Annotated in this window: 14 protein-coding genes; all 14 read left to right on the top strand. The window is 60.9% G+C overall.

Annotation, left to right across the window (positions count from 1 at the left end; all coding sequences use genetic code 11):
* Window positions 1–182: 182 nt before the first annotated feature.
* Window positions 183–674: a Fe-S cluster assembly transcriptional regulator IscR gene (iscR, locus tag OC610_RS12995; RefSeq protein ID WP_030139599.1), complete on the top strand. Its 492-nt coding sequence runs from the start codon at window positions 183–185 to the stop codon at window positions 672–674.
* A gap of 50 nt (window positions 675–724) precedes the next feature.
* Complete coding sequence (locus OC610_RS12990; RefSeq protein ID WP_030139598.1) at window positions 725–1,939, top strand: IscS subfamily cysteine desulfurase; 1,215 nt, start codon at window positions 725–727, stop codon at window positions 1,937–1,939.
* A gap of 43 nt (window positions 1,940–1,982) precedes the next feature.
* Window positions 1,983–2,369 carry a Fe-S cluster assembly scaffold IscU gene (gene iscU, locus OC610_RS12985; protein WP_003185157.1) on the top strand — a complete coding sequence of 129 codons (387 nt, stop codon included), beginning with the start codon at window positions 1,983–1,985 and terminating at the stop codon, window positions 2,367–2,369.
* Window positions 2,370–2,394: 25 nt separating this feature from the next.
* Window positions 2,395–2,718: an iron-sulfur cluster assembly protein IscA gene (gene iscA / locus OC610_RS12980; protein WP_003185155.1), complete on the top strand. Its 324-nt coding sequence runs from the start codon at window positions 2,395–2,397 to the stop codon at window positions 2,716–2,718.
* 8 nt (window positions 2,719–2,726) lie between these two features.
* Entirely contained in the window at window positions 2,727–3,248 is a 522-nt protein-coding gene (hscB, locus tag OC610_RS12975) for a co-chaperone HscB (RefSeq protein ID WP_264428171.1), read from the top strand.
* Between the two features lie 50 nt (window positions 3,249–3,298).
* Entirely contained in the window at window positions 3,299–5,161 is a 1,863-nt protein-coding gene (gene hscA / locus OC610_RS12970; protein ID WP_264428170.1) for a Fe-S protein assembly chaperone HscA, read from the top strand.
* A 3-nt stretch (window positions 5,162–5,164) separates the two neighbouring features.
* Window positions 5,165–5,506, top strand: a complete 342-nt coding sequence (gene fdx / locus OC610_RS12965) for an ISC system 2Fe-2S type ferredoxin (RefSeq protein WP_030139594.1) — start codon at window positions 5,165–5,167, stop codon at window positions 5,504–5,506.
* A 13-nt stretch (window positions 5,507–5,519) separates the two neighbouring features.
* Entirely contained in the window at window positions 5,520–5,720 is a 201-nt protein-coding gene (iscX, locus tag OC610_RS12960; RefSeq protein ID WP_198796292.1) for a Fe-S cluster assembly protein IscX, read from the top strand.
* A gap of 88 nt (window positions 5,721–5,808) precedes the next feature.
* Window positions 5,809–6,234 carry a nucleoside-diphosphate kinase gene (gene ndk / locus OC610_RS12955; protein WP_030139592.1) on the top strand — a complete coding sequence of 142 codons (426 nt, stop codon included), beginning with the start codon at window positions 5,809–5,811 and terminating at the stop codon, window positions 6,232–6,234.
* Between the two features lie 28 nt (window positions 6,235–6,262).
* Window positions 6,263–7,411 carry a 23S rRNA (adenine(2503)-C(2))-methyltransferase RlmN gene (gene rlmN / locus OC610_RS12950; protein WP_030139591.1) on the top strand — a complete coding sequence of 383 codons (1,149 nt, stop codon included), beginning with the start codon at window positions 6,263–6,265 and terminating at the stop codon, window positions 7,409–7,411.
* 12 nt (window positions 7,412–7,423) lie between these two features.
* On the top strand, window positions 7,424–8,182 hold the full coding sequence (gene pilW / locus OC610_RS12945; RefSeq protein ID WP_030139590.1) for a type IV pilus biogenesis/stability protein PilW: 759 nt from the start codon (window positions 7,424–7,426) through the stop codon (window positions 8,180–8,182).
* Complete coding sequence (locus OC610_RS12940) at window positions 8,182–9,225, top strand: RodZ domain-containing protein (RefSeq protein WP_264428168.1); 1,044 nt, start codon at window positions 8,182–8,184, stop codon at window positions 9,223–9,225. The genes pilW and OC610_RS12940 overlap by 1 nt, the downstream gene beginning before the upstream one ends.
* A gap of 3 nt (window positions 9,226–9,228) precedes the next feature.
* Complete coding sequence (gene ispG / locus OC610_RS12935; protein WP_003185136.1) at window positions 9,229–10,338, top strand: flavodoxin-dependent (E)-4-hydroxy-3-methylbut-2-enyl-diphosphate synthase; 1,110 nt, start codon at window positions 9,229–9,231, stop codon at window positions 10,336–10,338.
* Between the two features lie 22 nt (window positions 10,339–10,360).
* The coding region (locus tag OC610_RS12930; protein ID WP_264428162.1) for a histidine--tRNA ligase at window positions 10,361–10,928 on the top strand (568 nt) is incomplete at its 3' end.

Below are 10,928 nucleotides of genomic sequence, written 5' to 3'. Positions count from 1 at the left end.
TGGGAGCGAGCCTGCTCGCGAAGAACGATAACGCGGTATCGCTGGTCGTTAGCCGCCTACCTTTGCTATCATTCGCGCGCTCTTTTGCGGGTAAACCCGAGTAAAGCACTAGGTCTTATACTTGACTTAAATACTCGGGAATTGCATACTCGCCCCCATTCCGAACTCCGTGGTAATTGTCCATGCGACTGACTACAAAAGGCCGATACGCCGTGACCGCAATGCTCGATCTGGCATTGCATGCGCAGCACGGGCCGGTGTCCCTCGCCGATATCTCCGAGCGCCAGGGCATTTCCCTGTCCTACCTCGAACAGCTGTTCGCCAAGCTGCGCCGCAGCAACCTGGTCTCCAGTGTTCGCGGCCCCGGCGGCGGCTACCAGCTGTCGCGCGAGATGCAAGGCATCCAGGTCGCCCAGGTGATCGATGCAGTGAACGAATCGGTCGATGCGACCAAATGCCAGGGGTTGGGCGATTGCCATGGCGGCGATACTTGCCTGACCCATCATCTGTGGTGCGACTTGAGCCTGCAGATTCACGAATTTCTGAGTGGTATCAGCTTGGCCGACCTTGTGACTCGCCGTGAGGTGCAAGAAGTAGCCCAGCGTCAGGATCAGCGCCGTTGCAATGGCAAGGCGCCGCACCTGGACAAGATCGAAGCGTCCGCCGTCGAATGACCGCCGCAGAGCACGCGGAACGCCAGCCAGCCTGATTTAGGAGAGAGTCCATGAAATTGCCGATTTACCTTGATTACTCTGCGACCACCCCGGTTGATCCGCGTGTCGCGCAAAAGATGAGTGAATGCCTGCTGGTCGACGGAAACTTCGGTAACCCGGCGTCCCGCTCCCACGTCTTCGGCTGGAAGGCCGAGGAATCGGTGGAAAACGCCCGTCGCCAAGTCGCCGACCTGGTCAACGCCGATCCGCGTGAAATCGTCTGGACCTCCGGTGCCACCGAGTCCGACAACCTGGCAATCAAGGGTGTCGCGCATTTCTACCACACCAAGGGCAAGCACCTGATCACCTCGAAGATCGAGCACAAGGCTGTCCTGGACACCACGCGCCAACTGGAGCGTGAAGGCTTCGAAGTCACCTACATCGAGCCCGGTGAAGACGGCCTGATCACCCCGGCCATGGTCGAAGCCGCCCTGCGCGACGACACCATCCTGGTTTCGATCATGCACGTGAACAACGAAATCGGCACCGTCAACGACATCGCCGCCATCGGCGAGCTGACCCGCTCCAAGGGCGTCCTGTTCCACGTCGACGCGGCGCAGTCCACTGGCAAGGTCGACATCGACCTGTCCAAGCTGAAAGTCGACCTGATGTCGTTCTCCGCCCACAAGACCTACGGCCCTAAAGGCATCGGCGCCCTGTACGTCAGCCGCAAGCCGCGTGTTCGCCTCGAAGCGACCATGCACGGCGGCGGTCACGAGCGTGGCATGCGTTCCGGTACCCTGGCGACCCACCAGATCGTCGGCATGGGCGAAGCCTTCCGCGTCGCCAAGGAAGACATGGCGGCCGAGAACGTGCGCATCAAGGCCTTGAGCGATCGTTTCTTCAAGCAGGTCGAGCACCTCGAAGAGCTGTACGTCAACGGCAGCATGACCGCCCGCGTCCCGCACAACCTGAACCTGAGCTTCAACTACGTTGAAGGCGAGTCGCTGATCATGGCGCTCAAGGATTTGGCCGTGTCGTCCGGTTCGGCGTGCACCTCGGCGTCGCTGGAGCCTTCGTACGTACTGCGCGCCCTGGGCCGCAACGACGAACTGGCCCACAGCTCCATCCGCTTCACCTTCGGCCGCTTCACCACCGAAGAAGAAATCGATTACGCCGCGCAGAAAGTCTGCGAGGCCGTGACCAAGCTGCGCGCTCTGTCGCCGCTGTGGGACATGTACAAAGACGGCGTCGACATTTCGAAAATCGAATGGGCGGCGCACTGAGAAGTCGCCACCAGAGCGGCTCCACTGATGAGGATTGAAGCAAATGGCATATAGCGAAAAGGTCATCGACCACTACGAGAACCCGCGCAACGTCGGCAAGATGGACGCGCAGGATCCTGACGTCGGCACCGGCATGGTCGGCGCCCCGGCGTGCGGCGACGTGATGCGCCTGCAGATCAAGGTCAACGAGCAAGGCATCATCGAAGACGCCAAGTTCAAGACCTACGGCTGCGGTTCGGCCATTGCGTCCAGCTCCCTGGCCACCGAGTGGATGAAGGGCAAGACCCTTGATGAAGCCGAAACCATCAAGAACACCCAGCTGGCCGAAGAACTGGCCCTGCCGCCAGTGAAGATCCACTGCTCGGTACTCGCCGAAGACGCCATCAAGGCCGCCGTTCGCGATTACAAGCAGAAGAAAGGCTTGATCTGATTCGCGTTACGGTAAGGAGTTTTCCATGGCTATCCAGATGACAGAAGCGGCAGCTAACCATATCCAGCGCTCCCTTGCGGGGCGCGGCAAGGGCGAGGGTATCCGCCTGGGTGTTCGCACCACGGGCTGTTCCGGCCTCGCCTATGTACTGGAATTCGTCGACGAAGTGGGCGAAGACGACCAGGTGTTCGAAAGTCATGGTCAGAAAGTGATCATCGACCCGAAAAGCCTGACGTACCTGGACGGCACCGAACTGGATTTCGTCAAGGAAGGGTTGAACGAAGGCTTCAAGTTCAACAATCCCAACGTACGCGGTGAGTGTGGCTGCGGCGAAAGCTTCAACATCTGAGGCTGCTCGTGGGTACTCCTTGTCATTTTGCGTTGTTCCAGTTGCAGCCTGCTTTCCAGCTGGACCTCGATCAGTTGTCCGCGCGTTATCTGGAACTGGCCCGTGGCGTCCATCCCGACCGCTTTGCCGATGCCTCCGAGGCGGAGCAGCGGCGGGCGCTCGAGCAGTCGGCGAACCTCAACGAGGCTTACCAGACGCTCAAGAACCCGGCCAAGCGCGCGCGTTACCTGCTCGCCATCAGCGGTCATGAACTGCCCCTGGAAGTCACGGTCCACGATCCCGAGTTCCTGTTGCAGCAGATGCAATGGCGCGAGGAGCTTGAAGACCTGCAGGACAGTGCCGACCTGGCCGGTGTCGCGGTTTTCAAGCGCCGGCTGAAAGATGCCCAGAACACACTGAACGAAAGCTTCGCAGCCTGCTGGAACGATGCCGCGCAACGCGAACAGGCCGAACGCCTGATGCGGCGCATGCAGTTCCTCGACAAGCTCACCCACGAAGTGCGCCAGCTAGAAGAGCGCCTCGACGATTAACCCAGTGCCGCTCCGGTCGCACGCCTGATTACAGATAAGTCCTGATTACGATGGCCCTACTGCAGATCGCCGAACCCGGCCAAAGTCCACAACCGCACCAGCGTCGCCTGGCTGTCGGGATCGACTTGGGTACCACCAATTCCCTGGTCGCTGCCTTGCGCAGCGGTCTTTCCGAACCGCTGGCCGACGAGCAGGGGCGGGTGATCCTGCCGTCCGCCGTGCGTTATCACGCCGACCGCGTTGAAGTGGGCGAGTCGGCCAAGCTGGCCGCCGCCACCGATCCCCTGAATACCATTGTCTCGGTCAAGCGCTTGATGGGTCGTGGTCTGTCCGACGTCAAGCAACTGGGCGATCAATTGCCGTACCGCTTCGTCGGTGGCGAATCCCATATGCCGTTCATCGAAACCGTCCAGGGGCCGAAAAGCCCGGTAGAGGTTTCCGCTGACATCCTGAAAGTCCTGCGCCAACGTGCCGAAGCGGCGTTGGGCGGTGAACTGGTGGGGGCGGTGATCACGGTGCCGGCCTATTTCGACGACGCTCAGCGCCAAGCCACCAAGGACGCCGCCAAGCTCGCCGGCCTGAACGTGCTGCGCCTGCTCAACGAGCCGACTGCAGCGGCCGTCGCCTACGGCCTCGATCAGCACGCCGAAGGCCTCGTCGCGATCTACGACCTGGGCGGCGGTACGTTCGATATTTCGATCCTGCGCCTGACTGGCGGTGTTTTCGAAGTCCTGGCCACCGGCGGCGACAGTGCCCTGGGCGGCGATGACTTCGACCATGCCGTCGCGGGCTGGATCATCGAGCAAGCGGGCCTCTCCGCCGACCTCGACCCGGGTGCGCAACGCCACCTGCTGCAAACTGCCTGCGCCGCCAAGGAAGCCTTGACCGACGCCAACACGGTCGAAGTCGTTTATGGCGAGTGGAAAGCAGCGCTGACCCGCGAAGCCTTCGATGCCCTGATCGAACCCATGGTCGCCCGCAGCCTCAAGGCTTGCCGCCGTGCCGTGCGCGATTCTGGCGTAGAGCTCGAAGACGTCAAGGCCGTGGTCATGGTCGGCGGTTCGACCCGCGTGCCTCGGGTGCGCGAAGCCGTTGCCGAAGCCTTTGGCCGTCAGCCGCTGACCGAAATCGACCCGGACCAGGTCGTCGCCATCGGCGCCGCGATCCAGGCCGATACCCTGGCCGGCAACAAGCGCGACGGCGGCGAACTGCTGTTGCTCGACGTCATCCCGTTGTCCCTGGGGCTGGAAACCATGGGCGGCCTGATGGAGAAGGTGATCCCGCGCAACACCACCATCCCGGTTGCCCGCGCCCAGGATTTCACCACTTATAAAGACGGCCAGTCGGCCATGATGATCCACGTGCTGCAAGGCGAGCGTGAGCTGATCAGCGACTGCCGTTCCCTGGCCCGCTTCGAATTGCGCGGCATCCCGGCCATGGTCGCCGGTGCGGCGAAGATCCGCGTGACCTTCCAGGTCGATGCCGACGGTCTGCTCAACGTTTCCGCTCGCGAACTGGGTTCGGGCGTGGAAGCGAGCATCCAGGTCAAGCCTTCCTATGGCCTGACCGACGGTGAAATCGCCAAGATGCTCAAGGATTCCTTCCAGCACGCCAGCGACGACAAGGTCGCCCGTGTGCTGCGCGAGCAGCAGGTTGACGGCCAGCGTCTGGTCGAAGCCGTGCAGGCCGCTCTCGAAGCCGATGGCGAGCGCCTGCTCGACGCCGAAGAGCGCATGGTCATCGAAATGCAGATGCAAGAACTCTCCGAATTGATCAAGGGCACCGATGGTTATGCCATCGAGCAGCAGACCAAGCGTCTGTCGCAAGTCACCGATGCCTTTGCTGCCCGCCGCCTGGACTCGACGGTGAAAGCCGCCCTGGCGGGGCGCAACCTGAATGAAATCGAGGAATAACTGATGCCGCAGGTGATTTTTCTGCCCCACGAGAAGTTCTGTCCGGAGGGCATGGTCGTGGAGGCTGAGCCCGGAATTTCGATTCTCGAGCTGGCCCATGAGCACCATATCGAGATGGAAAGTGCCTGTGGCGGCGTCTGCGCTTGCACGACCTGCCATTGCGTCATTCGCGAAGGGTTCGACTCGCTGGAAGAAGCGGACGAACTGGAGGAAGATTTCCTCGATCGGGCCTGGGGCCTGGAAGCGCAATCGCGCCTGGGTTGCCAAGCCATCGTCGGCACCGAAGACCTGACCGTCGAGATTCCGAAATATTCGCTTAACCATGCGGCCGAAGCGCCGCACTGATGGTGATACTGTCATGAGCTATGGTTGGACTGATGTACAACGCATCGCAGAAGAACTGGCCGAAGCCAAGCCGGACGTGAACCCGAAGGCTGTGAATTTTGTGGATTTGCAGCGCTGGATCATGGAATTACCCGATTTCGACAACACCTCTGGCCGTTGTGGCGAGAAGGTCCTGGAGGCTGTCCAACAGCTCTGGATCGACGAAATCGACTGATCGACCCGGCAGGTTAGGCAATACCCCTGAACCCGCGTATAATTCGCGGGTTTAATTTTTCGCAAATTACCGTTTCTGGAGTTACACCATGGCTGTTCAACGTACTTTCTCCATCATCAAGCCTGACGCCGTTGCTAAAAACGTGATCGGCAAGATCGTTACCCGCTTCGAAGACGCTGGCCTGCGCGTTGTAGCTTCGAAAATGAAGCAACTGTCCAAAGCCGAAGCCGAAGGCTTCTACGCTGAACACAGCGAGCGCGGTTTCTTCGGTGAGCTGGTTGCCTTCATGACTTCCGGTCCGGTTGTCGTTCAGGTGCTGGAAGGCGAAAACGCCATCGCTCGCAACCGTGAGCTGATGGGCGCTACCAACCCTAAAGAAGCTGCTCCTGGCACCATCCGTGCTGACTTCGCTGAATCCATCGACGCCAACGCCGTCCACGGTTCGGACTCCGAAGCCGCCGCTGCTCGCGAAATCGCTTACTTTTTCTCCGCTACTGAAGTAACCACTCGCTAAGCCCAGGCTTTTGAGTGAAGGTGAATCCATGACTACATCGAACGGCAAAACCAACCTGTTGGGCCTGACCCAGCCGGAAATGGAGAAATTCTTCGACTCGATCGGGGAGAAGCGTTTCCGTGCCGGCCAGGTGATGAAATGGATTCACCACTTTGGCGTCGACGACTTTGACGCCATGACGAATGTCGGCAAGGCCCTGCGCGAAAAGCTCAAGGCTGTTGCCGAGATTCGCGGCCCCGAAGTGGTCAGCCAGGACATTTCCAGCGACGGCACCCGTAAATGGGTGGTGCGCGTGGCGTCCGGCAGCTGCGTCGAGACCGTCTACATTCCCCAGGGCAAGCGCGGCACCTTGTGCGTTTCGTCCCAGGCAGGCTGTGCCCTGGACTGCAGTTTCTGCTCCACCGGCAAGCAAGGCTTCAATAGCAACCTCACCGCCGCCGAAGTGATCGGCCAGGTGTGGATTGCCAACAAATCCTTTGGCAGCGTCCCGGCGACCGTCGACCGTGCCATCACCAACGTGGTGATGATGGGCATGGGTGAGCCGCTGCTGAACTTCGACAACGTCGTCTCCGCCATGCATTTGATGATGGATGACCTGGGCTATGGCATTTCCAAGCGCCGTGTGACCCTGTCTACCTCCGGCGTGGTGCCGATGATCGATGAGCTGGCCAAGCACATCGACGTCTCCCTGGCGTTGTCGCTGCATGCACCTAATGACGCATTGCGTAACCAATTGGTGCCGATCAACAAGAAGTATCCGCTTAAGATGCTGCTCGAATCCTGCCAGCGCTACATGTCGGCGTTGGGCGAGAAACGCGTGCTGACCATCGAGTACACCCTGCTCAAGGATGTGAACGACAAGGTTGAACACGCGGTCGAGATGATCGAGCTGCTCAAGAACATTCCGTGCAAGATCAACCTGATCCCGTTCAACCCGTTCCCGCATTCCGGTTACGAGCGTCCGAGCAACAACGCGATTCGTCGCTTCCAGGATCAGCTTCACCACGCTGGCTTCAACGTCACCGTGCGCACCACCCGCGGCGAAGACATCGACGCCGCGTGTGGCCAATTGGTAGGGCAGGTGCTGGATCGCACCCGTCGCAGCGAACGCTACATCGCCGTGCGCGAATTGAACGCCACTGACGATGCAGTGCAGAACGCTGCGAACAGTCACTAAGAGAGGAACTCTATGTCCCTGCGCTTCGCGCTCGTTTTGCTGCTGGCCGGTCTCTGTTCCGGTTGTGTCCTGTCGGGTGACTACAACCCGATGAAGACCAGCAAAGGGCGCGACGAAGCCCGCCAGGCCTATGTGCAACTGGGCATCGGTTACCTGCAGCAGGGCATGACCGAGCGGGCCAAGGTGCCACTCAAGAAAGCCCTGGAACTGGACAGCTCCGACGCCGATGCCAATGCGGCGCTGGCGCTGGTGTTCCAGGCCGAGCTGGAATCGGAGCTGGCGGACGAGCATTTTCGCAAGGCGTTGTCGGCCCGGCCGCAAGATGCGCGGATCCTGAACAATTACGGCAGTTTTCTTTACGAGCAGGCCCGTTACAAGGACGCCTACGAACGCTTCGAGCAAGCGGCCGCCGATACCCTTTATCCCGAGCGTTCGCGGGTTTTCGAGAACCTCGGCATGACGGCTGCCAAACTCGGCCAGCGCGACCTGGCCCGCCAGCAGCTTGAGAAGGCGCTGCGGCTCAACCGCCAGCAGCCGCGTGCGTTGCTGGAAATGGCTGAGTTGTCTTACGAAGACAGGCATTATGTGCCCGCGCGTGACTATTACGAGCGTTTTAGCCTGCTGAGCGAACAAAATGCACGTAGTCTATTGCTCGGCGTTCGGCTGGCACATGTGTTTGAAGATCGCGACAAGGCTGCAAGTTACGGCCTGCAACTCAAAAGACTCTATCCCGGTACGCCGGAATATCAGCAATACCTGTCGGAGCAATGATGAAAGCGGCGCATCCCGAAGTTGTAGCAGCGACTCGCGTAAATCCCGGTGAGACCCTGCGTCAAGCCCGCGAAAGCAATGGTTGGTCGCTGGCCGAAGTGGCCCACAAGCTCAATCTCACCGTGACTTCCCTGAGCAATCTGGAGGCCGGCGCGTTCGACAAATTGCCAGGGCATACCTTCGCCCGGGGCTACATCCGCGCCTATGCCAAATTGCTCGACATGGACCAGACCGTGCTGGTCCAGCAGTTCGATCAATACACCGGTTCCGACGCCCAGGGCAGCAACGTGCACAGCCTGGGCCGTATCGAAGAGCCCGTGCGTGTTTCCCACACCATTCTGCGCATCGTCAGCTTGTTGCTGCTGATCGCGGTGATCGGTGGCGGTTTTGTCTGGTGGCAGGACCAGGCGTCCTTGCGTACCAAGGAACCGGTTGCGATGAACACCGAGCACGTCGAAGTCGAAGGCGCCGACGGCACCACCCAGATCCATCCGCTGGACGAGCCGGAAGACCAGGCTGTTGCCGAAGGCCAGGCTGAAGGCGAAACCGCACTGGCGTTGCCCCAGGGCCAGGATGGCGCCGAGGCCGATACCGCTGCTGGCAGCGAGCCAGTCGTGCCGGCGCCTGTTCCCACGCCTGCTGCGCCAACGGCTCCGGCCCATGCCGGCAGCACTCCGACGGCTCCTGCTCCTGCGGCCCATGCCGGTAACACTCCGGCAACTCCTGCTGCTGCACCTGTCACGCCAGCACCTGCCGCGACGACTCCGACGGTACCCGCTACTCCAGCGGCCCCGGCAGCGGGTGACGGCCAGGTCCAGATCCAGTTCATCGCCGATTGCTGGACGCAGATCACCGACGGCAACGGCAAAGTCTTGTTCAGTGGCCTCAAGCGCAAGGGCGACAGCGCGTCTGTCAACGGCAAGCCACCGTTTGCCGTACGCCTGGGTTATGCCCGTGGCGCGCAGGTCAGCTACAACGGCCAGCCGGTCGACATCGCTCCGTTCACCAGTGGCGAGACCGCTCGCCTGAAGTTGGGTCAATAAGTCATGCACGGCGAATCTCCAATCAAGCGTCGCGAATCCCGGAAAATCTGGGTCGGTAACGTGCCTGTGGGCGGCGATGCGCCAATCGCTGTGCAGAGCATGACCAACAGCGACACCAATGACGTGGCCGCCACGGTCGCGCAGATCAACCGCCTGGAAGCCGCCGGCGTCGACATCGTGCGTGTCTCCGTGCCGGACATGGACGCCGCCGAGGCGTTCGGCAAGATCAAGCAACTGGTCAAGGTCCCGTTGGTGGCCGACATTCATTTCGACTACCGCATTGCCTTGCGCGTAGCGGAGTTGGGTGTCGATTGCCTGCGCATCAACCCGGGCAATATCGGTCGCGAAGACCGTGTTCGTGCCGTGGTCGATGCCGCCCGCGACCGCGGCATCCCGATCCGCATCGGCGTGAACGCCGGTTCCCTGGAAAAAGACCTGCAGAAGAAATACGGCGAACCGACCCCAGCCGCGCTGGTGGAGTCGGCCCTGCGCCATGTGGAACACCTCGAACGCCTGAATTTCCAGGACTTCAAGGTCAGCGTGAAGGCGTCCGACGTGTTCATGGCCGTCGAAGCCTACCGCCTGCTGGCCAAGGAAATTGTCCAGCCATTGCACCTGGGCATCACCGAAGCCGGTGGGTTGCGTTCGGGTACGGTGAAATCCGCCGTCGGCCTCGGTATGCTGCTCGCCGAGGGGATTGGCGATACCATCCGCATCTCGTTGGCGGCTGACCCGGTCGAGGAAGTGAAAGTCGGCTACGACATTCTCAAGTCCCTGCACCTGCGTTCCCGTGGCATCAACTTCATCGCCTGTCCGAGCTGCTCGCGGCAGAACTTCGATGTGGTCAAGACCATGAACGAACTGGAAGGGCGCCTCGAAGACCTGCTGGTGCCGCTGGATGTCGCGGTGATCGGTTGCGTGGTCAACGGGCCTGGCGAAGCCAAGGAGGCCCATATCGGCCTGACTGGCGGTACACCGAACCTGATTTACATCGACGGCAAGCCGTCGCAGAAACTGACGAATGACAATCTGGTGGATGAGCTGGAACGGCTGATTCGCCAGAAGGCGGCCGAAAAGGTCGAAGCCGACGCAGCGGTCATCGCGCGCGGTTAAGTCGCAAGATTAAGGAATACATGTGAGCAAGTCTCTGCAAGCCATTCGTGGCATGAACGACATCCTGCCCGAGCAGACGCCCCTGTGGCGTTATTTCGAGGGCACCGTGGCGCGTTTGCTGGATAACTACGGTTACCGCCAGATCCGCATGCCGATCGTCGAGTTCACCGAGCTGTTCAAACGCTCCATCGGTGAAGTGACCGACATCGTCGAAAAAGAGATGTACACCTTCGACGACCGCAACGGCGATTCCCTGACCCTGCGCCCCGAAGGCACGGCGGCCTGTGTGCGTGCAGTGCTCGAGCACGGCATCACCGGCGGCGGCCAGGTGCAGAAGCTCTGGTACGTCGGCCCGATGTTCCGCCACGAGCGCCCGCAGAAAGGCCGTTATCGCCAGTTCCACCAGATCGGTCTCGAGGTGTTCAACCTCGAGGGGCCGGACATCGACGCCGAGCTGATCGTCATGACCTGGCGCCTGTGGGGCGAGCTGGGGCTGCGTGATGCGGTCAAGCTCGAGCTCAACAGCCTGGGCACCAGTGAATCCCGCGGTCGCTACCGCGAAGCGTTGGTGGAGTTTCTCTCCGCGCACG

Origin of the sequence: Pseudomonas agronomica (assembly GCF_025917275.1) — a bacterium.
GTDB classification, from domain to species: Bacteria; Pseudomonadota; Gammaproteobacteria; order Pseudomonadales; family Pseudomonadaceae; genus Aquipseudomonas; species Aquipseudomonas agronomica.
The sequence above is the reverse complement of the archived record's forward strand: the minus strand, read 5'-3'. Positions and strand labels throughout refer to the sequence as shown.

Coding starts and splice junctions, on each gene's coding strand:
- iscU (WP_003185157.1), top strand. CDS start 1,983: ATGGCATATAGCGAAAAGGTCATCGACCACTACGAGAACCCGCGCAAC.
- rlmN (WP_030139591.1), top strand. CDS start 6,263: ATGACTACATCGAACGGCAAAACCAACCTGTTGGGCCTGACCCAGCCG.
- ispG (WP_003185136.1), top strand. CDS start 9,229: ATGCACGGCGAATCTCCAATCAAGCGTCGCGAATCCCGGAAAATCTGG.
- fdx (WP_030139594.1), top strand. CDS start 5,165: ATGCCGCAGGTGATTTTTCTGCCCCACGAGAAGTTCTGTCCGGAGGGC.
- iscR (WP_030139599.1), top strand. CDS start 183: ATGCGACTGACTACAAAAGGCCGATACGCCGTGACCGCAATGCTCGAT.
- iscX (WP_198796292.1), top strand. CDS start 5,520: ATGAGCTATGGTTGGACTGATGTACAACGCATCGCAGAAGAACTGGCC.
- iscA (WP_003185155.1), top strand. CDS start 2,395: ATGGCTATCCAGATGACAGAAGCGGCAGCTAACCATATCCAGCGCTCC.
- hscA (WP_264428170.1), top strand. CDS start 3,299: ATGGCCCTACTGCAGATCGCCGAACCCGGCCAAAGTCCACAACCGCAC.
- OC610_RS12940 (WP_264428168.1), top strand. CDS start 8,182: ATGAAAGCGGCGCATCCCGAAGTTGTAGCAGCGACTCGCGTAAATCCC.
- pilW (WP_030139590.1), top strand. CDS start 7,424: ATGTCCCTGCGCTTCGCGCTCGTTTTGCTGCTGGCCGGTCTCTGTTCC.
- OC610_RS12990 (WP_030139598.1), top strand. CDS start 725: ATGAAATTGCCGATTTACCTTGATTACTCTGCGACCACCCCGGTTGAT.
- ndk (WP_030139592.1), top strand. CDS start 5,809: ATGGCTGTTCAACGTACTTTCTCCATCATCAAGCCTGACGCCGTTGCT.